Annotated in this window: 23 protein-coding genes; 11 read left to right on the top strand and 12 right to left on the bottom strand. The window is 52.4% G+C overall.

Annotation, left to right across the window (positions count from 1 at the left end):
• The first annotated feature begins 82 nt into the window (after positions 1-82).
• From ihfB to AC1D2P_RS02625, 7 genes are all read left to right on the top strand, one after another.
• Complete coding sequence (gene ihfB / locus AC1D2P_RS02595) at positions 83-379, top strand: integration host factor subunit beta (RefSeq protein ID WP_003369729.1); 297 nt, start codon at positions 83-85, stop codon at positions 377-379.
• 27 nt (positions 380-406) lie between these two features.
• Positions 407-646: a lipopolysaccharide assembly protein LapA domain-containing protein gene (locus AC1D2P_RS02600; protein WP_223522279.1), complete on the top strand. Its 240-nt coding sequence runs from the start codon at positions 407-409 to the stop codon at positions 644-646.
• 229 nt (positions 647-875) lie between these two features.
• Positions 876-1,952: a dTDP-glucose 4,6-dehydratase gene (gene rfbB, locus AC1D2P_RS02605; protein ID WP_109785245.1), complete on the top strand. Its 1,077-nt coding sequence runs from the start codon at positions 876-878 to the stop codon at positions 1,950-1,952.
• On the top strand, positions 1,949-2,842 hold the full coding sequence (gene rfbD / locus AC1D2P_RS02610; protein WP_477757783.1) for a dTDP-4-dehydrorhamnose reductase: 894 nt from the start codon (positions 1,949-1,951) through the stop codon (positions 2,840-2,842). The genes rfbB and rfbD overlap by 4 nt, the downstream gene beginning before the upstream one ends.
• Positions 2,839-3,729 (top strand): glucose-1-phosphate thymidylyltransferase RfbA, encoded by an 891-nt coding sequence (gene rfbA, locus AC1D2P_RS02615; protein WP_109785247.1) that lies wholly within the window; start codon positions 2,839-2,841, stop codon positions 3,727-3,729. Before rfbD ends, rfbA begins: the two co-directional genes overlap by 4 nt.
• A gap of 363 nt (positions 3,730-4,092) precedes the next feature.
• Positions 4,093-5,535 carry a mannose-1-phosphate guanylyltransferase/mannose-6-phosphate isomerase gene (locus AC1D2P_RS02620; RefSeq protein ID WP_109785248.1) on the top strand — a complete coding sequence of 481 codons (1,443 nt, stop codon included), beginning with the start codon at positions 4,093-4,095 and terminating at the stop codon, positions 5,533-5,535.
• Between the two features lie 144 nt (positions 5,536-5,679).
• A complete protein-coding gene (locus tag AC1D2P_RS02625) occupies positions 5,680-7,044 on the top strand; it encodes a phosphohexomutase domain-containing protein (RefSeq protein ID WP_477757782.1) in 1,365 nt (454 codons plus the stop codon).
• Positions 7,045-7,215: 171 nt separating this feature from the next.
• Here the strand turns inward: AC1D2P_RS02625 and AC1D2P_RS02630 are convergent, their stop codons facing one another.
• Genes AC1D2P_RS02630 through AC1D2P_RS02665 form a run of 8 tightly spaced genes read right to left on the bottom strand, consistent with a single transcriptional unit; the run spans position 7,216 to position 15,343 of the window.
• Positions 7,216-8,517 (bottom strand): glycosyltransferase, encoded by a 1,302-nt coding sequence (locus tag AC1D2P_RS02630; RefSeq protein WP_477757781.1) that lies wholly within the window; start codon positions 8,515-8,517, stop codon positions 7,216-7,218.
• Positions 8,514-9,551, bottom strand: a complete 1,038-nt coding sequence (locus AC1D2P_RS02635; protein ID WP_477757780.1) for a glycosyltransferase family 4 protein — start codon at positions 9,549-9,551, stop codon at positions 8,514-8,516. The genes AC1D2P_RS02630 and AC1D2P_RS02635 overlap by 4 nt, the downstream gene beginning before the upstream one ends.
• Positions 9,548-10,582 carry a glycosyltransferase family 4 protein gene (locus AC1D2P_RS02640; protein WP_477757779.1) on the bottom strand — a complete coding sequence of 345 codons (1,035 nt, stop codon included), beginning with the start codon at positions 10,580-10,582 and terminating at the stop codon, positions 9,548-9,550. Before AC1D2P_RS02640 ends, AC1D2P_RS02635 begins: the two co-directional genes overlap by 4 nt.
• Positions 10,582-11,685 carry a DegT/DnrJ/EryC1/StrS family aminotransferase gene (locus AC1D2P_RS02645; RefSeq protein ID WP_109785253.1) on the bottom strand — a complete coding sequence of 368 codons (1,104 nt, stop codon included), beginning with the start codon at positions 11,683-11,685 and terminating at the stop codon, positions 10,582-10,584. Before AC1D2P_RS02645 ends, AC1D2P_RS02640 begins: the two co-directional genes overlap by 1 nt.
• Positions 11,686-11,695: 10 nt before the next feature.
• The gene (locus AC1D2P_RS02650; RefSeq protein ID WP_477757778.1) at positions 11,696-12,325 is read right to left on the bottom strand and encodes an acetyltransferase; all 630 of its coding nucleotides are present in this window, start codon (positions 12,323-12,325) and stop codon (positions 11,696-11,698) included.
• Positions 12,322-13,593 (bottom strand): FkbM family methyltransferase, encoded by a 1,272-nt coding sequence (locus AC1D2P_RS02655; protein ID WP_477757777.1) that lies wholly within the window; start codon positions 13,591-13,593, stop codon positions 12,322-12,324. Before AC1D2P_RS02655 ends, AC1D2P_RS02650 begins: the two co-directional genes overlap by 4 nt.
• A complete protein-coding gene (locus tag AC1D2P_RS02660) occupies positions 13,580-14,341 on the bottom strand; it encodes an ABC transporter ATP-binding protein (RefSeq protein ID WP_477757776.1) in 762 nt (253 codons plus the stop codon). Before AC1D2P_RS02660 ends, AC1D2P_RS02655 begins: the two co-directional genes overlap by 14 nt.
• 12 nt (positions 14,342-14,353) lie before the next feature.
• The gene (locus AC1D2P_RS02665) at positions 14,354-15,343 is read right to left on the bottom strand and encodes an ABC transporter permease (protein WP_256594751.1); all 990 of its coding nucleotides are present in this window, start codon (positions 15,341-15,343) and stop codon (positions 14,354-14,356) included.
• Positions 15,344-15,549: 206 nt separating this feature from the next.
• Here AC1D2P_RS02665 and gmd point away from each other — a divergent pair, with 206 nt between their 5' ends.
• Genes gmd through AC1D2P_RS02685 form a run of 4 tightly spaced genes read left to right on the top strand, consistent with a single transcriptional unit; the run spans position 15,550 to position 19,732 of the window.
• On the top strand, positions 15,550-16,581 hold the full coding sequence (gene gmd, locus AC1D2P_RS02670) for a GDP-mannose 4,6-dehydratase (RefSeq protein WP_477757775.1): 1,032 nt from the start codon (positions 15,550-15,552) through the stop codon (positions 16,579-16,581).
• Positions 16,581-17,477 carry a GDP-mannose 4,6-dehydratase gene (locus AC1D2P_RS02675; protein ID WP_477757774.1) on the top strand — a complete coding sequence of 299 codons (897 nt, stop codon included), beginning with the start codon at positions 16,581-16,583 and terminating at the stop codon, positions 17,475-17,477. The genes gmd and AC1D2P_RS02675 overlap by 1 nt, the downstream gene beginning before the upstream one ends.
• Complete coding sequence (locus tag AC1D2P_RS02680) at positions 17,478-18,623, top strand: glycosyltransferase family 4 protein (RefSeq protein ID WP_477757773.1); 1,146 nt, start codon at positions 17,478-17,480, stop codon at positions 18,621-18,623.
• Entirely contained in the window at positions 18,620-19,732 is a 1,113-nt protein-coding gene (locus AC1D2P_RS02685; protein ID WP_477757772.1) for a glycosyltransferase family 4 protein, read from the top strand. The genes AC1D2P_RS02680 and AC1D2P_RS02685 overlap by 4 nt, the downstream gene beginning before the upstream one ends.
• Positions 19,733-19,873: 141 nt before the next feature.
• On the opposite strand, the gene AC1D2P_RS02690 is transcribed toward AC1D2P_RS02685, so the two are convergent.
• The 4 genes from AC1D2P_RS02690 to AC1D2P_RS02705 all read right to left on the bottom strand — a co-directional run bounded on the left by AC1D2P_RS02690 (position 19,874) and on the right by AC1D2P_RS02705 (position 24,280).
• On the bottom strand, positions 19,874-20,104 hold the full coding sequence (locus AC1D2P_RS02690; protein ID WP_477758597.1) for a DUF6429 family protein: 231 nt from the start codon (positions 20,102-20,104) through the stop codon (positions 19,874-19,876).
• Between the two features lie 69 nt (positions 20,105-20,173).
• On the bottom strand, positions 20,174-21,685 hold the full coding sequence (tnpC, locus tag AC1D2P_RS02695) for an IS66 family transposase (RefSeq protein WP_477811296.1): 1,512 nt from the start codon (positions 21,683-21,685) through the stop codon (positions 20,174-20,176).
• A gap of 18 nt (positions 21,686-21,703) precedes the next feature.
• Complete coding sequence (gene tnpB / locus AC1D2P_RS02700) at positions 21,704-22,063, bottom strand: IS66 family insertion sequence element accessory protein TnpB (RefSeq protein WP_052966798.1); 360 nt, start codon at positions 22,061-22,063, stop codon at positions 21,704-21,706.
• A 207-nt stretch (positions 22,064-22,270) separates the two neighbouring features.
• On the bottom strand, positions 22,271-24,280 hold the full coding sequence (locus AC1D2P_RS02705) for an acyltransferase family protein (RefSeq protein WP_477758594.1): 2,010 nt from the start codon (positions 24,278-24,280) through the stop codon (positions 22,271-22,273).
• Positions 24,281-24,390 lie beyond the last annotated feature (110 nt).

Below are 24,390 nucleotides of genomic sequence, written 5' to 3' on the forward strand. Positions count from 1 at the left end.
GTCCTGGACTGTTCAAATTCCTCCGGGCATGCTAAAACCTCTGAAGCGATTTTCCTAGCTGCTTGAAAAAGAAGGGAAAAATATGACGAAGTCGGAGTTGATCGAACGAATTGTCACCCATCAAGGGCTGCTCTCATCCAAGGATGTGGAGTTGGCCATCAAGACCATGCTTGAGCAAATGTCCCAATGTCTGGCCACTGGAGATCGTATCGAGATCCGTGGTTTTGGCAGCTTCTCCCTGCACTACCGCGCACCGCGCGTAGGTCGCAATCCAAAAACCGGTCAGTCCGTCAGCCTCGACGGCAAGTTCGTTCCACATTTCAAACCAGGCAAAGAGCTGCGTGATCGTGTGAACGAGGATGAGGAGGAGGGGCTTTGACGGCTGCCGTAATCCAAGGAGCCACTTATGCGTAATCTCAAGCGTGTATTGCTCGCCTTGTTTGTGTTGTTGCTCGTATTGGTGATTCTGGCGTTTGTTTTAGAGAATCAACAATCGGTTTCCCTGCTATTTCTTGGCTGGGCAGGGCCGCAACTACCAGTGTCGCTGGTGGTGGTTCTTGCGTTGCTGGTCGGCATGGTCATCGGTCCGCTGCTTGGCTGGTTTCTGGGGCGCGCGGCCCGTGCTTCACGCAAGCGGCTGGTCTGATTTCGTCAGTCGCATGACGCACGTCGATTTTGCGCCACAGCTTGTCTATATCCATTAGTAAAACCTTCATTAAGCTGTAAAATGCTGCGCTTATCCGATAGTGGCATATTCCCATGTCGGTTCAGGTTGACTCTGTCAGAAGCCTCGGCGAACTTGATGGCTTTTGCATTTATGGATTAGACAGCGCTCGGTTGGCGGCCCTGTCAGCACCTCAAGGGTATGGTTTCGCGTGAAAATTCTAGTTACCGGCGGCGCCGGGTTTATCGGCTCGGCAGTCATCCGTCACATTATTTCCAACACTACCGACTCCGTTGTTAACGTCGATAAGTTGACTTATGCCGGTAACCTTGAGTCGTTGGCCGAGGTCAGCCAGAACTCACGTTATGTGTTCGAACGCGTCGACATCTGCGATCGCGATCAGATCGACCGCATCCTGCGTGAACATCAACCAGATGCGATCATGCACCTGGCCGCAGAGTCTCACGTCGATCGCTCGATTTCCGGTCCGTCCGAATTCATCCAGACCAACATTATTGGTACGTACACATTGCTGGAAGCTGCACGCCATTATTGGGCGGCGCTGGGTGATGAGCGCAAAGCCGATTTTCGCTTCCATCACATCTCGACCGACGAGGTTTATGGCGACCTCGAAGGCCCGGAAGACCTCTTCACAGAGACCACTCCATATCAGCCAAGCTCACCTTACTCCGCTAGTAAGGCGAGCTCTGATCACTTGGTTCGTGCCTGGGCCCGCACCTATGGCCTGCCGACCCTGGTAACCAATTGTTCGAACAACTACGGCCCGTGCCATTTCCCCGAGAAACTGATCCCGCTGATCATACTCAATGCATTGGAAGGCAAGTCGCTGCCAGTCTATGGTAAAGGTGATCAGGTTCGTGATTGGCTCTACGTCGAAGACCACGCCCGTGCGCTATATAAAGTCGTAACTGAAGGTGTAATCGGCGAGACCTACAACATTGGTGGTCATAACGAAAAGCAAAACATCGAGGTCGTGCATACCCTTTGCGCGCTGCTGGATGAACTGCGGCCGGAATCCTCTTATCGCCCACACTCTAGCCTCATCAGCTATGTCCAGGATCGCCCAGGGCATGATCAGCGCTACGCGATCGATGCTGGAAAAATCCAGCGTGAACTGGGTTGGACGCCACAAGAGACGTTCGAAACCGGAATACGCAAAACTGTCGAGTGGTACCTGAATAATACTGAGTGGGTCGCACATGTGAAGAGCGGCAGTTATCAGCAGTGGATCAATCAGAACTATTCGGATCGTTCGAGCAAGGCATGAAAATCCTTCTGTTAGGAAAAAATGGTCAGGTAGGTTGGGAGTTGCAACGCTCCCTTGCGCCGCTGGGGGCGTTGATAGCCCTGGATCGTCATGTCGTTGATGATTTGTGTGGTGACTTGTCTGACCTCGACTCATTGCGAGCGACGATTCGCAAGGTCAAACCTGATTTCATTGTAAATGCCGCTGCTTATACCGCAGTTGATAAAGCGGAAGGCGAGATTGAACTGGCTTACCGCTTGAACGGCGAGGCTTGCCGGGTCATGGCTGAAGAAGCTGTATCCCAGGGTGCCTGGTTAATTCATTATTCATCCGACTATGTGTTTAACGGGCAAGGTACTAAACCTTGGGAGGAGTCGGACACTGTTGCGCCGCTGAATCATTACGGTGCGAGCAAGGCGGCTGGTGAACAGGCGATTATCGACTCAGGCTGCAAGTACCTGATCTTCCGGACTAGCTGGTGCTATAGCGCTCGGGGCAGCAACTTTGCCAAGACCATGTTGAAACTTGCCAGAGAGCGCGAAACTCTTAGCGTAATCGCAGACCAGATCGGGGCTCCGACGGGTGCCGAACTGATCGCCGATGTAACGGCTCAGGCAATTCGTTGCGTTTTGCTGCGCCCTGAGCTTGCAGGTGTGTATCACTTGGCGGCGAGCGGCGAAGTGTCATGGCACCGCTATGCCGAGTATGTGATCGAGTTCGCTCGGGCTAATGGCGAACAACTCGCTGTGACGGCAATTAACCCGATGAAAGCCAGCGACTATCCAACGTCTGCCCGCCGTCCTTTGAATTCACGTTTGAATACCCAGAAACTGCGCGACAATTTTTCTCTACACTTGCCGGATTGGCAGAGTGGTGTAACCCGAATGCTTAGGGAAGTTCTGAATAAATGATCAAGTCAAACCGCAAGGGCATCATTCTCGCTGGCGGCTCGGGCACGCGTTTGCACCCGGTCACCCTGGGCGTTTCTAAACAGCTACTGCCGATCTACGATAAACCGATGATTTTCTATCCGTTGTCGGTGCTGATGTTGGCTGGCATGCGTGAAATCCTGATCATTTCCACTCCTGACGACTTGCCGAATTTCCGCAAACTGCTGGGCGATGGCAGTTCATATGGCATTGAGTTGAGCTACGCCGAACAGCCGAGTCCGGACGGTCTGGCTCAAGCTTTTATCATTGGCGAGGAATTCATTGGTGATGATCCGTGCTGTTTGATCCTGGGTGATAACATTTTCTACGGCCAGTATTTTACCGAGAATTTGCGTTCGGCCAGTGCACAACAGTCTGGAGCGACGGTGTTTGGCTATCACGTTTCTGACCCAGAGCGTTTCGGGGTGGTCGAGTTCGATGCAAAGGGGAACGCGCTCAGTATCGAAGAAAAACCTCTTAAGCCGAAATCGAACTACGCGGTTACTGGTTTGTATTTTTACGACAACCAGGTCGTTGAAATTGCCAAGAACATTAAACCGTCAGATCGAGGCGAGTTAGAGATTACCGATATTAACCGAGCCTATCTCGAGCAAAAGACGCTTAACGTCGAGATGCTGGGGCGTGGGTTTGCCTGGCTTGACACCGGTACTCATGACTCTTTGCTTGAAGCGGGTCATTTCGTTCATACCATCGAACACCGTCAAGGGCTGAAGGTCGCTTGTCTGGAAGAGATCGCGTATGGCAACGGTTGGATAACCGCAGAGCAGGTCCAGATTCAGGCTGAGAGCCTGAAGAAGACAGGCTATGGACAATATCTGCAGAAGTTGTTGGATCACCCCTCTAGGTAAGAACTGAGTTACCGGCGATTTGCGCATTATCATGGCGCAAACGGTTAGGTTGTTCCCCTTGGGCAGTGGTGAATAGAGTTACCGGGTTGCCGGGTTTTAAACCATAGCAGCGCTGTAGAATGGCTCGCATAATCGAGCAGTGTATTCGACGCATTGGACACCATTCGGACTCAGTCTGGTGGCCTTTGCTCAATGATTGGACATGGCGTTCTGTGGATCGCTGGTGCCAGAGGCTCTGCCGCCTGAAACGGGCGGGTGGGAGCGAGGATTTTGCACTCGGAACGGTGCAGGAACGAATAGAAACATAACTGAGCCCACTTTCCTGGCACTCATTCACAGGAAAGGGGATTAAGGATTTAGAGCATGGAACTGATTCCCGTAATTTTGTCTGGCGGAGTGGGTAGCCGGTTGTGGCCTGTTTCCCGTGAAGCCCATCCCAAGCCTTTCATGGACTTGCCGGATGGCCAGAATCTGATTCAGAAGACCTTCCTGCGTGCTGCACGTCTGGAGGGCGTTGTCGAAGTGCTCACGGTCACCAACCGTGAATTGCTGTTCAAGACTGAAGATGAGTACGGCGCTGTCAATGCTGCCAAACATGCCCAGGGTTTCATTCTCGAACCTTTCGGGCGTAATACTGCAGCGGCTGTGGCAGCGGCGGCACTTCAGTTGGAAGCGACCCACGGTCCTGATGCTCATATGCTCGTACTGGCTGCCGATCATCTGATCCAGGATGAAAAGGCCTTCGCGGCGGCAGTGGCCAATGCGGTTGCGCTGGCTTCTGAGGGCTGGCTGGTTACTTTTGGCATTCAGCCGACTTATCCAGAAACCGGCTTTGGCTACATCGAAGCGCAAAAGGACGCCCCGCTCAAGGGTGGGTTGAAAGTGGCGCGTTTCGTTGAGAAGCCAAATCTGGAGACTGCTCAAGGTTATATCAGTGCCGGCAACTACTACTGGAACTCCGGTATGTTCTGCTTCCGTGTGGGCACCGTCCTGGAAGAGCTGCGTCAGCACGCACCGGACGTTGTTGAAGCAGTGGCCAACACCATTGAAGCGTCCCGCGTGACCTCGTCCAACAAATATCGCTGCCTGGCGCTGGACAGCGAGACCTTCGCCCAGGTACCGGATATTTCCATCGACTATGCATTGATGGAGCGTTCGAAAAAGGTTGCGACCATCCCGTGTGATATCGGTTGGAGCGATATTGGTTCGTGGAACGCTGTGAGCGAATTGACGAAACCCGACGAAAACGGTAACCGTTTTGAGGGCGAAGTGCTGTCCCATGGCTCGCGTAACAACTACGTGAACAGCGAGGGACGCCTGACCGCTCTGGTAGGGGTGGAAGATCTGCTGGTTATTGATACGCCTGATGCCGTTATGATCGCCCACAAAGATCATGCGCAAGACGTCAAGCATATCGTCAATCAGCTGAAAGCCTGTAGTCATACGGTTCATCTGCTGCACCGCACGGTGCATCGTCCGTGGGGTACCTACACGACTCTGGAAAACGGCGAGCGGTTCAAGATCAAGCGTATCGTCGTCAAGCCAAAGGCCTCCCTGTCTTTGCAGATGCATCACCACCGCAGCGAGCATTGGATCGTCGTCAGCGGGATGGCAGTGGTCGTAAACGATCAGCGGGAGTTGATGCTTAATACCAACGAGTCGACCTTTATCCGTGCCGGTCATCAGCATCGTTTAATGAACCCTGGGGTTATTGACCTCGTGCTCATTGAAGTGCAAAGCGGCGACTATCTGGGTGAGGACGATATCGTCCGTTTTGAAGATAACTACGGCCGCGTCGACAAGTAAGAGCGTGCTGGTAGATATAAAAGCCTGGTCGGTGAGTGCTCATTCGATCAGGCTTTTTATTTTCTGCCATTGATATAAACCACTTTAATGATGCACAAGGGCAGCACCCAGTGCGTCGTTTCAGTTACTTAGGCAAGAAACAAAATGCATACCCCTATTAAAACCCGGTGCTTCAAGGCTTATGACATTCGCGGCCAAGTGCCGTCCGACCTCAATGAAGATGTTGCTTATCGGATAGGCCGTGCGATGGTCGCCGAACTGCGAGGCAAAAGTATCGTGTTGGGTCGGGATATGCGGCTTGAGAGCCCTATGCTCGCTGACGCGATGACCCGCGGCCTGCAAGACGCCGGTGCAGATGTCATCGATATTGGCTTGTGCGGCACCGAAGAAGTTTATTTCGCCACCAGCGCGTTTAATGCTGATGGTGGTGTGATGATCACTGCCAGCCACAATCCCAAGGGTTACAACGGGATGAAGCTGGTCAAGTCGCAATCACGTCCAATCAGCGGTGATACTGGGCTCAATGCAATCCGTGATCGTGTGGAAAGCGGTGATCTCGGAGCACTGGCGGCCAATCCTGGCGCTATCCGTATTGAACTCGATAAGAGCCGCTATATCGAGCATTTGCTCAGCTACGTCGATATTGCCGAATTGAAACCGCTGAAAGTACTTGCCGATCCTGGTAACGGCTCCGCGGGTCCCGTCTTACAGGCATTGACCGGTAAACTGCCTTTCGAGTGGGTGATTATCAACGCCGAACCGGACGGCAACTTCCCCAACGGCGTACCTAACCCGTTGCTGCCTGAGAACCGTGACCTGACCCGGCAGGCGCTGTTGGAGCATGGCTGCGATGTGGGGTTGGCATGGGATGGCGATTTTGACCGCTGCTTCTTTTTCGATGAAACAGGCCGGTTTATCGAAGGGTATTACCTTGTAGGCCTGTTGGCCGAGATGCTGCTCAAGCAGCACCCAGGCAGCAAGATCATTCATGATCCACGACTGACTTGGAATACCATCGATCAGGTTGAACAAGCAGGTGGTGTGCCGGTTCTCTGCAAAACCGGCCATGCCTTCATCAAGGAGCGTATGCGCCTTGAGGATGCGATCTATGGCGGCGAAATGAGCGCGCATCATTATTTTCGTGACTTTGCCTATTGCGACAGCGGGATGATTCCATGGCTGCTGGTCACGGCTTTGATGTCCACCAGCGGGAAGACACTGGCTCAGTTGGTTGATGAGCGCATCGAGGCTTACCCGTGCACGGGTGAGATTAACTACCGGGTTGAAGATGTGCCGGCGATGTTGCAAAAGGTTCTGGAGCATTATCTGCCGCTGAATCCTGAACTCGATAAAACTGACGGTATCAGCCTTTCTTTTGCTGATTGGCGCTTCAACCTGCGTGGCTCCAACACCGAGCCCCTGTTGCGACTCAACGTTGAAGCGAAAGGCGATCAAGCGTTGATGTGGGCGCGTTTGAAAGAGATAGAAGCACTGATTGAAGGGGTTTAAAACCTTGCTCGCTCGATCCTGTAGCGCTTGCCGCCAAGGAGGATGCCGCCAAGCGTCACTCTCAGTCTGTGGCCTGGGCTGAGACTGCTCTATTTGTCTTTGGCAGTGCGAAGCAGAAAGGGGGGGAGCGCCATGCGGTGGGCCAGAGGACTGGCTCACCGCAAGTTCGCTTTAAGCGATCGTGTTGGTGTTGAAAATGCTCAGCGGTTCTAATATTTCAGGCGTCCTGAGCAACTTAGGGCTTGCTGACCATTTGTCTATAATGGTCGCAAAATGATCGGCTGCCGAAATGATTACATTTGCTCGAAGTACGACAGGTATCGCCTGTTCCAGCCTGCGTGCGTAGTTTTCAGCGGTAAAAGTTTCACTTGCCCACGCTTGAGCCTGTTTACCGATGGTGGTAGTTGCAGATCGATTGCTTTGGAGTGAGAGGAGAGTTTTTTTCAAATCCTCTATCTCGTTGTCAACCGATACTTTCAGCACATACTGGTCAGGTAATTCTTTATAAAAGCCGACGTCTGTAACGATGGTGGCTTTTCCATAAAGCATTGCTTCAATAGCCGAAGCTGAAGCAGCTTCGAGGCTGGGCCAGCGCAAACAGCTGATTACGTCGGCGTTCCTGATAGCTTCGGAAAGGGTTGCGTCATCGACTTCATTTGAAATGATCAATTCGACGCCGCTGACAGTTGCCAGTTCACGAAGCTTCCTTTCCATACTTGGAAGAATGGCTCCGACAAGTCGATAGCTGACGTTCTTACGCAGTAGCGAGTTGCTTGAAATCGCCTCAATGCAGCTCTCAATCCGTTTGTTCGAATTGATGTGTCCGATCGTCAAGACCTTTAGTTTGCCATTAGACGTGGGCTCATTTTCGATGCCAACTGCGCCAGGTGCGTCGTAGGCAAGTGGGACGACGAACAGCGGTCCAGGGCAGGCTGACAAGACACAATCACAACCCCAGTTGCTATGGGTTATCACTCCGGTGGCCATGGAGCTGATCCATTCGGTCAACGGTGCCAAATCTTGTGTTTCTCGGATAAATGTTGCGCTGTCGCTGGCGCTGAAATAATCGGCGGTGATTTTTTTTCCGTACCACTGGGTCAGTACATCGTTCGCTTCGTCGCGTCTTTGCTGTGCCCAACCACGGAACAAGTGACCGAGAAAGAAGTCATGCAGGCACACGATGCCCGGAACCCTGGCTAGCCAGGCGACGCCACCTTCATGAAACTCGTAGTTGTCCCCAATCTGGTAGATGCAGCAGTCAGCTCCCGAAATTTCCTGTGCGGTTTCTGCCTCATTCGTCCAGGGTAGAATGCTGCAGCCGAAGTCGTGGGTTTCTTTGGCCAAAAGGTGCGGGCTTTCTGTGCGAATCACCACGACCTGATGCTGATGGGCCAATAGTGCCCGAACGACGAGTCGTGTCATTCGGCCGATGGCAGAGGATTTGATAGCCGGTGTAAATATTACAAGTTTCATTTGAGAAGCGCCTCTATGGTTTCGGGCCAATTGATGCCCAGACCGTTCCACAGTGCCTGCGCGCCCTCGCCATATTGTTTTGTTCGAGTCTTGCTCTCAAAAGCGGCATTCATTGCTTCTGCCAGGCTCTCTGCAGTGGGCTCAGCTCTCCAGCCGGTTTCCCCGGGCGTTACCAGACCAAGGATTCCACCGCTGTCTGTGGTCGTGATCAAGGCCTTACGAGCCGTTGCTGCTTCCATGGCTACATACCCCAACGAGTCCTCGTCGAACGGAATGTAGGCGACGGCTAGCGCACGATTTACGTAATCGACATAAGTGGCTCGTGGCAGGAAGCGCAAGTCGAGCTTTACACGATCTTGCAGGCTGAACTTTTCGATGATGACGTTCAGCTGCTGTGTGTCGGCAGGGGACTCGGGAGGCCCGGCGATAATCAGCTTGACTCGCTTGTCAGCTTTGGCCAGAGCTTCCAAAAGCATGTATTGGCGTTTCATGCCGTTTACACGGCCGCCCGCAAAAATATAGTCATCGAACTGACCGCCGATAAATGATTCGGGATCGTTGACTGGTGGAAGCAATACCTGAGAGTCAAAACCGTTGTGCTTGAGTAAGCGCTTTCTCGTGACTTCGGAGTTGGTGTAAATATGCCGGCTCTCAGCAAAACTTTCGTTGTCAGCATTAATAATGGCTTTGCGAATATCCGCGCCAGTCTGATCTGCAGGCAGGTTGGTTTGGCCTACATCGTACAAATCATAAGCCTGGCGATACTGATGTAGCAGCCACAACGATTTTCTGTGATGTCGGACGAGGTAGGCCGGAAATTTCAGGGCAATCACATGGTCGGTATTGAAGATTTCCAGAGTGCGCGTCAGCAACATCTGCGAGGGGATCGTTGATGCGGGTTCCCATTGAAATGGAATTCGCATAACTTCCGCATCATGTCCGGCGATGATCAGATTCTTTTGCAGGTTGACAGCCAGTTCTTCTGCGCCGCCCCAAATGAACGGGGCCATGTTATTCACGATTAAAACTTTCATGCCAATAGGCGCTCCAGCACATGCGACCAGGATATTTTCAAATCAACCAATCGCTGTTTGGCGTTCTTGCCCATGGCTTCGGTTGTGCTTCTTTCCCGGTATAGCTTGTCCATGGCTATGGCTAGCGATTCGGGAGTCGGCTCCGCGATGTATCCGTTGTAGCCGTCCTGGACCAGTTCAAGCACGCCGCCCGAATCCGTGGTGGTAAGAATCGGTTTCTCGGCATGACTGGCTTCCAGGCTTGGATAACCATAGGAATCTTCATCTACCGGCAGGTAAGCAGCAGCCAGACACGTCGACAGGCATTCCACTTTTTCTTCTTCTGTGATCCAGCGGTCATCCAGGATTACGCGATCCGCGACATTGCAGTAGTTGATTTTTTGTCGCAGGGCAATGCCGTAATCGGGTCCTGAGCCGGTTCCCAGCAGCCGGATGCGTACCGGGGTGGTGGTGAAACTCAATGCTTCGATCAACAAGTGCTGACGTTTGTGGTGCTCCAGACGGCATATATAAGCGATTTCGTCGTTGTATCCGGCGCAGAAAAAACGCTCTGATTCGAATACGGGCGGATACAGCACTTCGCTGTCGACGTCGTTATAGGTCTTGAGTCGTGCAGATACAACTTTTGAGTTGGTGAAAATTGCCTTTGCTTCGCTCAACGCGCGAGTATCCGCGTCGAATAAAGCTTCGCGGATTGCACAGTGCTTCGCATTATCTGCAAAGTCACGATAGGGGGTGTCCCACAAGTCATAGAACACCCGAATGTGGTGAATGAACCACAGTATTTTGTGCGGATGCGGAATCAAGTGAGCCTGGGGTCTGAAGCAGATGACCCGGTCAGCGGCTTGAAGGTCTACCCAGCGCAACGCCATCATCTGCTGAAACAGTAGGTCTGGAACGTCAAGCTCGGGCAGATAAACAACTTCGACCTGATGTCCCGCCTCCGTCAAGGTTGACGCAAGCCAGTCGACGATGTTTCTGCCGCCCCCCCTGATGAAGGGAACAAACGTTGAGCAAAGTGCAATTTTCATCAGGCTGCCAACACCTCACGCAAGCTGGCTGCGATTCTGATGATGTCTTCCTGAGTCAGGTCCTGGTGGGTCGGCAGGTTGATGCCACGGCCCGACCACAGATCTGCCACTGGATAGACGTTGTCTTCCTTATACGGAGGCAGAACATGCATTGGGTAGAATACTGGCCGTGTTTCGATGCCCATCGCGTCGAGTTTCTGCATGACCGCGTCGCGCTTATGCTCATCTCCGTCCGCGAGGAAAATGTTGTACATCCAGTAAACCTGTTTCGCCCATGAAGCCTGGGTCGGCATGACAATCTTGTCTTTAAGATCTGCAAGCGCTTCGTTATACCAGCCAGCCAGGCGTTCGCGATCAGTCAGTGCCGTTGCGATGCCTTCCATCTGGGCCAGCCCAATTGCCGCCTGGATGTTGGTCATGCGGTAGTTGTAACCGACTACCGGGAACCAGTACCGGCGATTCGGATCCATGCCCTGGCCGCGGAACAACCGCAGCTTGGCCGCGAGTTCGTCATCATTGGTGGTGATCATGCCGCCTTCACCGGTGGTAATGATCTTGTTGCCAAAGAAGCTGAAGGTTGCACACGTGCCAAGACCGCCCACTTTGCTGCCGTGAACTTCAGCTCCGTGAGCTTCGGCCGCATCCTCGACAACCCACAAGTTATGTTTGCGAGCGATCTCGTTGACAACGTCCATCTGCGCGGGATGACCGTAGAGGTGCACCGGGATAATGCCCTTGGTCTTTGCCGTGATTTTGCTTTCAATGGTCTGTGGATCAATATTCATCGTGTCGGCACAGACATCCACCAACACCGGCGTTGCACCGCAATAGCGCACTGCGTTTGCCGTTGCGATGTAGGTCACGGTGGGAATGATGACCTCGTCGCCAGGCTGCAGGTCCAACACGACCAGTGCCAGGTGCAGGGCGGTTGTGCCGTTATTGGTCGCGATTGCGTGTTTAACGCCGCAAAATGCCGCAAAGCTTTCTTCGAAGGCGCCGATGTATTTGCCGTTGGAAGAAATCCAGTTTGTGTCCAGGCAATCGAGCACGTATTTGCGTTCGTTTCCAGCAAGCTTCGGTTGTGCAATGGAAATACGTTTCATGTTTCTTCCTTCAAATTTTGTGTATTGCTTTGGCCGGTACACCCACAACCGTGGTTGATGACCCGACATTCGAGATTATGACGCTGCCAGCACCGACCATGACCGACTCACCAATTTGAATCTCAGGGACGATTTTGCTGCCGATGCCGACGAAGCTTAGGTTGCCGACATTCACATTGCCCGCCAGCGCGCACTGTGGGGCGATGTGTACTGCCAGTCCAATGACACAGTCGTGATCGATTGTGGCACCAGTGTTCACGATGCAAAGGTCGGAAATCGTCGCCTCTGCGTTGATAACGGCCCCGGCCATGATGGCGATTCCGACGCCCAGTCTGGCTGAGGGCGATACCATTGCCACAGGACTGATTGCGTTGACCAACTGGTAGCCCATTTCAGTGGCTTTCTTCGCCAGTTTGTTGCGCAATGGATTTGATCCGATGGCGATGAACACACGCTCGTAACCTTCCTTAAGCAATGCTGGAAGATGGTCGTCGCTTTTCAGCACCGGAATGCCCAGGCACTTGTCCGGACTGTCCGGATTACCAACGCAGTAGGCGACCTTGTCGCCTTGCGCCAGTAGTAGCTCTATGCATACCTTGGCATGTCCGCCGGCACCTACAACAATGACTTCACTCTTCATGCATTCACACCCCCTGCTAGCTGTGAACTGGACGATGAAAACAGCAAGTTGACGGAGGTTGACTTACTCAGTTGTTCGACTGACCAGTTTTCAAGATCCCCCGTCTGATCGTTGATGACGCTGTATACCAGCCCCAGATCCGTGAAATGCCCGAGCCACGCTTCGAGGCTGAGCGCATTTCTTTTCAGGTGGGATAGGCCGAGTTCAACGATTAGAAACATTTGCGGATTGGATTTCAGTAACTTTTGCGCGCCTTTGATGATATCGATTTCTGCGCCTTCTGCATCGAGTTTCAGCAGTTTGACGGTCAGGTTCTCGGGTAAGAAATCATCCAGCGCAATGGTAGTGACATCCACTGAAGTCGAGGCGTAAAACGCCGGATTTTCCAGCTCATAAAGGGAATGGTGTCCGCTGGTCATCCCTAGGTGCAGCTTGCGAGTTTCAGCTTTGTCCGAGAGGGCAAGGCACGAGATTTCGCTGATAGCTGAAAAACCATTCAACCAAAGGTTTTTCTCAAGAAGTTTACAGGTCTGCTCAAAAGGCTCAAAGGCGATAATCTTGCCCTGTCCCGCCATGGCGCGGGCGGCGGCAATGGAGTGCAAACCGATATTGGCTCCGACATCAATGAACACGTCGCCAGGCTGTACGATTCGTTCAATCACCTGCCGGGTGCCCGGTTCCAGTTCACCTGCCTGGAGAAGGCTCGTCAGCAGTGCATAGTCTTTTGCCGCACAGAGCACATATCCAACTGTGGCTTTGACCAACACTTCATCCAGGCCGGAATCAATTGCGACACGGTTGGCGTCCACCAAACTGTACTTCTCAATCCGGTCCAGTTGTTGTTCGATATCCTCCGGCGATAGCTGGCTGGAAAAAATCTTCTGCGACAACCGTGTTTGTAAGCCTGTCGCGTTCGACAGGCGTTCAAGCTCCTGCACGATGTGCTGATGGTGCTGATGCTGTTCGGTGTTGAGCCTTGCGAGCTCTCCCATCATTTCCTGGCGGATATCCGCCGTGAAATAGTTGCGCAGACGGAAAAGCAGCGGGCGCGTAATTGGCTTTATTAACCGGAAGACTCCGCGAGCGATACTCCGGATCACTTGCTTGATGCGGTGGCGTAGTCTTGGTTTCGTGCCCGAAAAGGAGGTAAGAAGAGCGTCCTCGAGTGAAATGGCGCCGGAACTTACATTTGTTTTGGTGTGCAGCCGGCTAGACGCGATGGAAAAGGCCGTCTCGATATCCACACCATTACGCTTAATGCTGTTCATTGGCCTTGGCTCCAAAGTAGGCAGCGGTGACCGTCTCCGGGTCGCCATCCATCTTTATCTTCCCATGCTCCAGCCAGAGCACCCGATTACAGGTGTGCATGACCATCTCGCGGGAGTGGCTGGCAATGACCAGGATGTTGGTCGACTCCACCAGTTCGTTCATGCGTATTTCGGCTTTGTGCTTGAAGCCTTCGTCGCCGACGGATAGCCATTCATCCATCAGCAGGATTTCCGGTTTTATCGTGGTTGAGACGGCGAAAGCCAATCGCAGGTGCATACCTGAGGAATAGGTACGAATCGGCATGTCGACAAAGTCGCCAAGTTCCGAAAACTCGATGATTTCGTCGAGCTTCTCTGCAATTTGAGCCTTGGTCAGTCCAAGGATGCCGCCGCGCAGAAAAATATTTTCCCTGCCGGTGGCCTCCGGGTCTGTGCCCAGGGATATGTCGATTAGAGAGCCGATTTCACCGTTAATTCGAGCGGTGCCGGATGAGGGCTCATAAACGCTGCTGAGCAGGCGCAGCAGGGTACTTTTGCCTGCGCCGTTATGTCCAAGCAGGCCAACGCGGTCGCCGTCGCGCAAGGTGAACGTCAGATCTTCCAGCGCTCTGACGATAACGCGACCCTGTTGGTCTGCACCCAGTTGGCCACCTGTGGCTACCTGGATCAAACGTTTTTTCAGGGAGCGCCCATTAGCGTTGTAGATAGGGAAATCTACACAAACATTTTTGAATTCGATCAAGGACATTAGGAGTTCTTCTTAGAGCCAGTAAGCGATGCGGCGCTTGTAACGGCCATAGACCACGAGTGCAACCAGCCAGCCTGCAGCGGCCATGCCCAAGGAAAACCACCAGTTGGTGGCGCTAGGCAGTTGCCCGATCAGGGGGGAGCGAACCACCGAAATAATGTGATAGGCCGGATTTAGGTCCAGCAGGAACATCCCGGCACGTTGTGGCAGCAGGCTGGGCAGCCACATGATCGGCGTGAGATAGAACACTATCTGCAACAGGCTGCCAATAATCTGCGGTAAGTCACGATAGCGCGCACACAGAATGGCCAGCAGCAATGCAATCCAGGTGAGGTTCAGCACGGCGAGAGCGAACCCCGGAATACTGAGGAGCGCGATCCAGGTCAACGGTTTGCCAACGGCGAGCAACACCAGCGGGAAAATCACGATGTTATGACCCAGAATCAATATGTTTCGCCAGATCATGCGAAGAATGTGGACGAACAAAGGGATCGGAAGCTGTTTGATTATGCCCTCGGCGGCAATGAAGCCGGTGCAGCCTTCGCTGACGACCGTCGATATGAATCCCCAAAAAATCATGCCGATCGCCAGGAACGGCAGGAACTCGCCCATCGGGGAGTTGAAGATCTGCCCAAAGACCACGCCGATGGTGCCGATCATTACGCCCATGCTGATAGTCAGCCAAAATGGGCCTAATGCCGATCTCCTGTAGCGCTGACGAACATCTTGCCAGCCTAGCATCCCTATCAAAGCGTATCGTCCTGTCGCTGCGATTATGTCCGACAGGGCGATACTTACTGAACCGTTGCGCATTAAAAGCACCAGATTGTTGGTAAAAAAACACGCCATTTTAGGCTGGGGTGCAGGGAGTGTCACTCTTTCTAAATTTTTTCTTTCACGCGAAAAACGCTCAGTCTCAGATGCCAGCGTTTTACCTTCCAGGTGCTTGATTTTTTTATGGAAAGAAAACTCTGGTCGGTGGGGTAGCGGTGGGGTTTTCACGCATTTTGGATGTCAAGTCGGGCGCCTGCCACATGATGCTGGCACAATAGGCCGCTGGATGCGTGTCGGGTGCCGCTTGGGTCTCGTCGTGCAGAGCTGCATTCTGTATGATCTGCAAGATTTTGCGGCTCTTTCGGCATGAGCCGATTGAACGTATACACAATAAGAGCCTGCTTAGGCGCTCAAATGGAGTTTAGAGGATTCGCATGAAAGCTATCGTTACTGGCATTACTGGGCAAGACGGCGCCTATCTGGCGGAACTGCTGCTGGAAAAGGGTTACACGGTGTACGGCACCTACCGTCGGACCAGTTCTGTCAATTTCTGGCGTCTTGAGGAGCTCGGCGTAAGCCAGCACCCCAACCTGCATCTGGTTGAATATGATTTGACCGATCTCTCGGCCAGCATTCGCCTGCTGCAAACCACGGAAGCAACTGAGGTTTATAACCTTGCGGCCCAGAGTTTCGTAGGCGTGTCTTTCGATCAGCCTCTGACCACTGCTGAAATTACTGGTTTGGGTTGTGTGAATCTTCTTGAAGCAATCCGTATCGTCAACCCGAAAGCTCGCTTTTACCAGGCTTCGACTTCAGAGATGTTTGGCAAGGTTCAGGCGATCCCTCAGGTCGAGAGCACGCCGTTCTATCCGCGCAGCCCTTACGGTGTCGCCAAGCTGTATGCCCACTGGATGACCATCAACTACCGTGAGTCTTATGGCATCTTCGCCACCAGCGGGATCCTGTTCAACCACGAATCGCCACTGCGCGGTCGTGAATTCGTGACCCGCAAAATCACTGATTCGGTTGCCAAAATCAAACTGGGTCTGCTCGACAAGATGGAACTGGGCAACCTTGACGCCAAGCGCGACTGGGGTTTTGCCAAAGAGTACGTCGAAGGCATGTGGCGCATGCTGCAAGCTGACGAGCCAGACACCTTCGTATTGGCGACCAACCGTACCGAAACCGTGCGTGATTTCGTGACCATGGCGTTCAAAGCCGCCGGGATCGATCTTGCCTGGAGCGGTGTTGCGGAAGACGAGCAGGGTACTGATACGACCACTGGCAAAGTGCTTGTGACTATCAATCCGAAGTTCTACCGTCCTACCGAAGTCGAACTGTTGATTGGTGATCCGGCCAAAGCCAAGGCTGTATTGGGCTGGGAGCCAAAAACTACGTTGGAAGAGCTGTGCCGTATGATGGTTGAAGCCGACCTTCGTCGAAATGAGCAAGGATTTTCGTTCTGATGAGTATTGCCGGTAAACGAGCGCTGATTACAGGAATTCAAGGTTTCACCGGGCGGTACATGGCTGCCGAGCTTCAAGCTGGCGGCTATGAGGTGATAGGTCTCGGCTCTCAGCCTTCAACCGAACCTGGGTATTTTCAGGTCGATCTGGCTGATGGGCCTGCTCTGCGCAAGTTACTGGCAACTATTCAACCTGACGTGGTGATACATCTGGCGGCGCTGGCCTTCGTTGGGCATGGCGCCGCAGATACCTTTTATCGGGTCAATCTTATTGGCACCCGTCATTTGCTCGAGGCGATTGCCGCCTGTGGCAAAGTGCCGGACTGTGTTTTGCTTGCCAGCAGTGCCAATGTTTATGGCAATGCTTCTGCCGGGTTGTTGAGTGAAACCACACCGCCGGCACCTGCCAATGATTATGCAGTGAGCAAGTTAGCCATGGAGTACATGGCCAATCTTTGGCACGACCGATTGCCTATCGTAATGACTCGACCGTTTAATTACACCGGTGTCGGCCAGGCTGACAGCTTTCTGTTGCCTAAAATTGTTACGCATTTTCGCCAGCGTGCCGTCAAGATTCAGCTTGGCAATCTAGATGTCTCCCGGGATTTCAGTGATGTCAGGGCGGTAGTCAGGGCTTACCGGGGGCTGATCGAAGCCAGGCCTCTTGGTCAGACGGTGAATGTGAGTTCGGGCAAAAGCCATTCACTTCGCGAAGTGATCGCGATGTGCTCCGCCATTACCGGTCATCAGCTTGAAGTCGAGGTCAATCCTGCATTTGTCCGCGCCAACGAAGTAAAAATTCTGTGCGGTGACAACACTCGTCTTTGCGAGCTGGTCAAAGGCTGGAAAACACCCGATTTGGAAGAAACTCTGAGCTGGATGCTTTCGGCGGAATAAATGAAACTAGTTCTATCTGTTGAGCCTATCCGCTTTCCGCTGACTGGCATCGGTCGCTATACCTATGAACTTGCGCGAAGACTTCAGCAAAGTCCCGATATTACGGATCTGCAGTTTTTTGCGGGTCGAAGCTTTTTGCCTGAATTGCCAACGGCTGCCAACGAGTCCGGCAGTAGTTATGGTTTAAAGCGCGCAGTACAGAAAAACTTTCTTGCTGTGGAAGCCTATCGTCTGCTGATGCCAATGCTGCGTAAAGCAGCTCTGAAAGGACATGGCGATTTCCTGTATCACAGTCCCAATTACTATTTGCCGCCCTTTGCGGGGCGAAGCGTAGCGACGTTCCATGATCTTTCGCCCTTTACCTGGGCTCATTGTCATGCCCCGCAATTGGTTCGATACCTGCAAAAAGAATTGAAAGCGACGTTGGTCCGGGCTGATGCGCTGATTACAGATTCGGAGTTTACTCGCCAAGAACTGGCGAGCTATTTTTCTTGGCCGGTTGAGCGAATCTACACCGTACCGCTCGCAAGTTCTCCGGAGTTCTACCCAAGGCCTCCCGAAGAACTAAAGGCTACGTTGGCGCGCCATGGACTGGAGGCAAACAGTTACACCCTATTCGTCGGTACTATCGAACCACGCAAGAATATCGAAACGTTACTCACGGCCTATAGCCAGCTCCCTATGGCAGTTCGCACGCGTTGGCCGTTGATTCTCACCGGCTATCACGGCTGGCGTAACGATGTGATCCATCAAAAGCTCGAAAGCGCCAGGCGCGAAGGTTGGGCCCACTATTTGGGGTTTGTTCCGAGCGAAGATTTGCCTTTGCTTTTTGCTGGGGCGCGCCTGTTTGCCTTTCCATCGCTCTACGAAGGATTCGGCTTGCCGGTGCTCGAAGCCATGAGTTCCGGTGTCCCGGTGGTGTGCTCCAACAGTTCGTCCCTGCCAGAGGTCGCCGGTGAGGCCGCACTGATGTGCGCACCGATGGATGTTGATGAGCTGACCCGGCTGCTTGAGCGCGGGCTCACCGACGAATTATGGCGTGAGACCGCAGTACTCAAGGGAATGAAACACGCACGAGGTTTTTCCTGGGAACGATGCGCTCAAGAAACCCTGCAGGTCTATCAAAGAGTAGTCAACGGAAAATGATCAAGGTTCTGCATTTCTTCAAAACCTACTACCCGGAAACCATGGGTGGTATCGAGCAAGTCATTTTCCAGATCGCGCAAGGCGGTGCCGAACACGGCTTTTCCTCTGAGGTGCTCTACCTCAGTGAACGCGGTGCGGCTCGCAATGAGCGCGTCGGCAACCATGTCACCCACCGTTCGAAACTGGATTTACATGTTGCTTCGACAGGATTCTCGCTGTCGGCAATCAAGGATTTTTCGCAGTTGGCGAAAGAAGCTGACGTGGTTCATTACCATTTCCCGTGGCCATATATGGATCTGGTTCATTTTGCGACCCGTCACGGTAAGCCATCTGTCGTCAGCTATCACTCCGATATCGTCAAGCAAAAGACGCTGCTGAAGCTTTATCAGCCATTGATGAACCGTTTCCTGTCCAGCGTGGATTGTATTGTTGCGTCCTCGCCTAATTACGCACAAAGCAGTCCGGTACTAACCCGATTCAGGGATAAGGTCGAGATCATTCCGTATGGGTTGGACAGGACTACTTACCCCGTTGTATCTGAGGAAAAACTTGCTTATTGGCGCAATAAAGTCGGTAGTAAGTTTTTTCTTTTTGTAGGCGCACTGCGTTACTACAAGGGGCTCAACTATTTGCTTGACGCGGCAAAAATAACCGGGTTGTCGGTGGTGATACTTGGGCGAGGGCATCAAGAGGACGAACTCAAGGAGCAAGCTTCACGTCTTGGCCTTTCCAACGTGCAATTTCTTGGTGGCCTTGGTGACGAGGACAAGGCTGCACTGCTGACGCTGTGTCATGCGTTTGTGTTTCCGTCACATCTGCGTTCGGAGTCGTTTGGTATCTCCTTGCTTGAAGCGGCCATGTATGGGAAACCTCTGATTTCCTGTGAAATCGGGTCGGGGACCACTTATATCAACATCGCCAATGAAACAGGGCTGGTTGTTCCACCTCAGGATGTGGGAGCGCTTGCCAGTGCGATGAAGATGCTGGCGGAGGACACTACGCTTGCTCAGCGAATGGGTAAGCGAGCTCTGCAGCGGTATCAGGATGTGTTTTCTGCCGACTCAATGGCTGCTGCATACGCAGCTATTTACCGTAAATTGGTGCAGTAGCATTTAAGACAGTGCGGCTTTCCTGAAAAACCAAATCTATGGCTCGTAGAATCCCTTGCATTAACGTATGCGATCCATAAATCCCACCTACCGTATGGCCGCGGTATGAAGTCAGATATCCGAGTCGGATACATGCTCCACTTAAGTTCTTACCCCAAACAACCGGTCGGCTATCTGCCGACCTCGCTCCAACCCTTCAGCCGTCAACCAAATCGATTTGTTCTTGTTCACCGGATTACTGATGAAACCATGTTCATGTAATCGGTTCATGGTCTCGAAGTCGAACCCTTTCCAAGCATTGCCGTTATCAAAGCTGAAGGTTGCCAACAGGGCAAGCACGGCTTCTTCAATCAGTTTATCGTCGTATTCCATGATCGTTGCTCCGTTCGTACTCTTTAAGCTCACCGTAAACCCCGCCAGCCATCAAGATAAATAGCGCGTTTAACTACGCGATACCGGCGAGCAGTTCCAGGGCAGTAAAGCTTCGTAATCCTCAACCGAAGAAGCCGTCGGCAGGCGCTCAAGTGCGTGGCGCAGCCACGCATAGGGCTCTTGGCCGTTGGCTTTGGCTGTCTCGACCAGGCTGTAAAGTTGGGCACTGGCCGTCGCGCCTTTGGACGTGTCGCTGAACAACCAGTTCTTCCTTCCGATCACGAAGGGCCTGATGGCGCGTTCGGCAGGGTTGTTGTCGATCGGCAAGTAGCCTTCCTCGACATACCGCGCAAGTTTGTTCCAGTTGTTGGCCAGATAACTGATGGCTTTGCCCAGGGCGTTCTGAGCTGTGACCTGAGGCTGTGTCTTTTCCATCCAGTTTTTCAACTGAGCCAGCACCGGCAGGCTGTGCGCGTGACGACCGGTTTTACGCTCGCCGTCGTTGCCGGCCTGTAGATCGCGTTCGATGCCATAAAGCTTGTTGATCAGGTTCAGCGCGATGTCGGCACGTCCCGTCTTGCCTTTGGGCTGCACTTTTTGCGCTTCGACGAATTTGCGCCGTGCATGCGCCCAGCAACCTAGACGTTCAACCCCGTCCTGCGCGCCCAGCGCGTTGTAACCGGCGCAATCATCGGTCATCACATATCCGCGATAGCCATCAAGCAGGCGCGTCGGCACCTCCTGCGCCCGGCTGGTGGAGTAGTCGAAAAGGATCACTGGCTTGTCGGGCGGGCCACCGGTTTGCACCCACATCCAGGACTGGCTGCTGGGTTCCCGATCCTGCTCTTTCAACACCTGCACGCGGGTTTCATCGCAGTGGATGATTCGGCTTTCCAGCAACTGGTCGCGCATTAAATTCAGCAGTGGCTGCAAGTGTTCGCCGCACTGGATAACCCAGCGGGCCAGGGTCTGGCGCGGGATATCGATGCCATGGCGGCCCAGCACTTTTTCGAAACGGTGAAGCGGTAAACCGTCCACGTATTTGGTGGTCAGCAGCATCGCCAGCACGCTTGGGCTGGCCATACTTTTTTCAATCAACTGAGCGGGCTTGTCCGCAGTGACCGGTGCCGTTTCACAGGCACGGCAACCGTAAACCTTACGGACGTGTTTGATCACGCGGATTTGCATCGGCACGATTTCAAGCTGCTCGCTGACCTCCTCGCCGATGGCGTGTTTGCGGCAGCCGCAGGCACAAGTCAGTTCACGCTCGGGCAGTTCGTGGATGATTTCGATACGGGGGAGATCGGCCGGCAGCGGCTTGCGCTTGCCACGCCGCTGGGTCGGCGCAACAGCCTCTTCTTCTGCGGCTTCATCAATGGGTTCGACGACGCTTTCCACCTCATTGAACAGGGCCAACTGCGGCGTTGCCGGATCAGCCGTTTGCTCGGACTTGCGTCCGAACAGGCGCTGACGTAACAGCGCATTTTCTTCTTCGAGGAAACCGACTCTGGACTGCATCTTCGCAAGCATCTGCTTGAGCAATTCAGGATCATCGGGGAGGTTTTCGGGCATGGAAATCATGCCCTGGATTATACCGAATCAGGCCACGTATCGAGGCGTCAAAACCTGATGAGGACGGTTGCGCCACAGATCAAAACCATCAAGTAGCCAGTTCAGTTCCTGGACAGTCAGGATGATCGCTTCATCGTTGGCATCGGGCGATGTTTTAAATCGTTCGGATTCGAGGCGCTTGAGCCAAAGGCAGAAGCCGTTGCGTTCCCAATACAAAATCTTCACGCGGTTGCGTGGCTTGTTGAGGAAGACGAAAAGCACAGGGTCGAATACAGCGACTTTGATATCCAGTTCGACCAGCGCGGCAAGGCCATCAATGGATTTTCGAAAGTCCACGGGTTTGGGGTAGAGATAGACTTTTTCGACTTTGGCATCGGGTCGCATCATGGCGGGCTGGCTCCTGAGGGAATCGGGAGCAAAGCATCCGGGATCAACTAAGCGCTTTGAATGTGGGGTTCATGGAGCGCTTACCTTTGATATCGTCGTATGCTGGGAGTAATAGGTGGTCTTGCTTGTGAAGTCAACGAGCCTGGATTCGTTGACTTCACAAGAAATTTAGTATTCGGCCGAGGCTTGACTGGTATTGCTCCGCCTTTATGGGTGCATCTCCAGATCTTTAAGAATGACGTCGGTCAGTGCTGTTTTAGCGACGTAGACCGATGCTATGGAAGTCAAGTGTGTTGCGTCGAAGGTCACCAGCCCGCTCTTACGATCATTCCCTAAATAGGTAATGCAACCGTCTGTATTACAAAATAGATCGGTCATTGAGAAGTACTCAAAGCCGCCTTGGCCGCTGCCATACTTTGCTTTAAGTGAGGCGTCCACTTCAAATGCGGAACGATCCAAGTCGTTAATTATTCGCCTTGGCGTGAACGGCCAATACTTTCTTGTAATGATCTGATAGAGACTAGCCTGATATTTTGGAACAGGGCCTGCGATTACGATATGAGGCACGCCATAACTTTTTATCAATTTTGTAATCTCTTTGTAGTCATTTACAGTGTCATGTCCTGTTATTTGCGCAATAACGACTACATCGGGAACTTCCTTCTTTATAACCTCGAGCGCTGTTTGGTTAGAGACCCGGCAGTACTCTGCTTCAGTTGAAGATTTATCGGAAAGATTCGGAAAGCATCCCGAGCTGGCAATTTGAAGAATAGAAACGCTGTCGGGTAGGGTCTGCTGAAGGCCATAGTTAAGTTGTTGGACGTGCGAGTCACCCCATAAAAGTATTTTTTTGTTAGACGTTGGTGTGTAACAGCTTGGGTCTATACTTTTTGCGGGAATATTTGTGGCATGCCCTTTAAAAAAGCTCTTTGTATCGTAAAAATCGCAGTCCATGCGGAAGCGAGCAGCTGTCTGGTTGTTTGTAAAATAATTCCAGTCAGGAGCCGAATTAGAGAATGACTGCGCAAACTCTTCACGGTCTTTTTGTCGAAAGGGAAATCCTTCATTTACGACAGTTAATATCGCAACAGAAACGAATATGACGGCTGTCACTAATAATGCGTTAAAAGTAATCGTCGGGTTTGATTTTGCTCTAAACGGTTTTTCTACAAAAAGGTAGGTGGCCCACGCAAGTCCTACGCTTGCCATAATAGCCACTATTCTAGTTTGTGGGCTTGGTACTTCAGATTCGATAATTCGGGAGAATGTAAGTATCGGCCAGTGCCACAGGTACAGTGGGTAGCTAATAAGGCCGATCCAAACAGCAACTCGGTTACTAAAAAGATATTTATTGACTACTGCCTTCGGGCCGGCAGCTATGACTAGCACCGATCCCAATACTGGGGGAATTGCCCAATACCCTGGAAACTGCAAATTTTTATTGATAAATATAATGGAAGCCGCCAGCAGCCCAAGACCGAGAAGGGAGACTACGTGGGGAATCATCAAAGATGGGGGCGCTGATTTCTTTGTCATGTCGATGTAGGCTAGCGCACTACCACATAAAAGCTCCCAGAAGCGGTATTGTGGTAGGAAAAATGTGGCAGAGGTGTTATTTGAAACTTCGATGATGTTGAGGGATAGGGAGGTCAATAGCATTAGCACAATAACTATCAGTGCGTTTTGATTCCAGCGCCAGATGCACAAAGCGATAATTGGAAAGGCTAGATAAAATTGCTCCTCCACGCCAAGTGACCATAAGTGCGTAAGGGGTTTTAGCTCCGAGCTGATGTCAAAATAGCCGGACTCTTGAAACAAAATGATGTTCTGTACAAAAGCCAATCCCGCGGCTATGTGTTTGTTTAGCTGTTGGAACTCAGTTGCCAGCAGTGTTATCCAGCCAAACGTGAATGTTGCAGCTAGTACGAGAAGTAACGCAGGAAATATTCGTCGTACACGACGTCTGTAAAAATCATAGAAACTGAACGTGCCACTTTCCAAGTTTCGGAAGATAATACTTGAGATTAGATAGCCGGAGATGACAAAAAAAACATCGACTCCTACAAATCCACCTGGAACCAGGGTAGAGAAGGCATGAAAGATAACTACGGCAAGGATCGCAAAAGCCCTTAAGCCATCGATATCGGGGCGGTAGACCGGATGATAGCTCAAGTTTGTTGATCTAGGGACGGCGGAGTTTTTGTCTATGCGCAACATTTGAAAATATGATCCCTTGGGTGTCCATGCTTCATCGTGGCGGTGAGGTGCCTGAGTAAACTCATTTTTCGGGGACTATCGCATGTGCGTGAAACACTGAATCCCAATCA

It is taken from the genome of Pseudomonas sp. P1_F1_2, from assembly GCF_056405815.1.

Coding starts and splice junctions, on each gene's coding strand:
- ihfB (WP_003369729.1), top strand. CDS start 83: ATGACGAAGTCGGAGTTGATCGAACGAATTGTCACCCATCAAGGGCTG.
- AC1D2P_RS02600 (WP_223522279.1), top strand. CDS start 407: ATGCGTAATCTCAAGCGTGTATTGCTCGCCTTGTTTGTGTTGTTGCTC.
- rfbD (WP_477757783.1), top strand. CDS start 1,949: ATGAAAATCCTTCTGTTAGGAAAAAATGGTCAGGTAGGTTGGGAGTTG.
- rfbA (WP_109785247.1), top strand. CDS start 2,839: ATGATCAAGTCAAACCGCAAGGGCATCATTCTCGCTGGCGGCTCGGGC.
- AC1D2P_RS02620 (WP_109785248.1), top strand. CDS start 4,093: ATGGAACTGATTCCCGTAATTTTGTCTGGCGGAGTGGGTAGCCGGTTG.
- AC1D2P_RS02625 (WP_477757782.1), top strand. CDS start 5,680: ATGCATACCCCTATTAAAACCCGGTGCTTCAAGGCTTATGACATTCGC.
- AC1D2P_RS02630 (WP_477757781.1), bottom strand. CDS start 8,517: ATGAAACTTGTAATATTTACACCGGCTATCAAATCCTCTGCCATCGGC.
- AC1D2P_RS02635 (WP_477757780.1), bottom strand. CDS start 9,551: ATGAAAGTTTTAATCGTGAATAACATGGCCCCGTTCATTTGGGGCGGC.
- AC1D2P_RS02640 (WP_477757779.1), bottom strand. CDS start 10,582: ATGAAAATTGCACTTTGCTCAACGTTTGTTCCCTTCATCAGGGGGGGC.
- AC1D2P_RS02645 (WP_109785253.1), bottom strand. CDS start 11,685: ATGAAACGTATTTCCATTGCACAACCGAAGCTTGCTGGAAACGAACGC.
- AC1D2P_RS02650 (WP_477757778.1), bottom strand. CDS start 12,325: ATGAAGAGTGAAGTCATTGTTGTAGGTGCCGGCGGACATGCCAAGGTA.
- AC1D2P_RS02655 (WP_477757777.1), bottom strand. CDS start 13,593: ATGAACAGCATTAAGCGTAATGGTGTGGATATCGAGACGGCCTTTTCC.
- AC1D2P_RS02660 (WP_477757776.1), bottom strand. CDS start 14,341: ATGTCCTTGATCGAATTCAAAAATGTTTGTGTAGATTTCCCTATCTAC.
- gmd (WP_477757775.1), top strand. CDS start 15,550: ATGAAAGCTATCGTTACTGGCATTACTGGGCAAGACGGCGCCTATCTG.
- AC1D2P_RS02675 (WP_477757774.1), top strand. CDS start 16,581: ATGAGTATTGCCGGTAAACGAGCGCTGATTACAGGAATTCAAGGTTTC.
- AC1D2P_RS02680 (WP_477757773.1), top strand. CDS start 17,478: ATGAAACTAGTTCTATCTGTTGAGCCTATCCGCTTTCCGCTGACTGGC.
- AC1D2P_RS02685 (WP_477757772.1), top strand. CDS start 18,620: ATGATCAAGGTTCTGCATTTCTTCAAAACCTACTACCCGGAAACCATG.
- AC1D2P_RS02690 (WP_477758597.1), bottom strand. CDS start 20,104: ATGGAATACGACGATAAACTGATTGAAGAAGCCGTGCTTGCCCTGTTG.
- tnpC (WP_477811296.1), bottom strand. CDS start 21,685: ATGATTTCCATGCCCGAAAACCTCCCCGATGATCCTGAATTGCTCAAG.
- tnpB (WP_052966798.1), bottom strand. CDS start 22,063: ATGATGCGACCCGATGCCAAAGTCGAAAAAGTCTATCTCTACCCCAAA.
- AC1D2P_RS02705 (WP_477758594.1), bottom strand. CDS start 24,280: ATGTTGCGCATAGACAAAAACTCCGCCGTCCCTAGATCAACAAACTTG.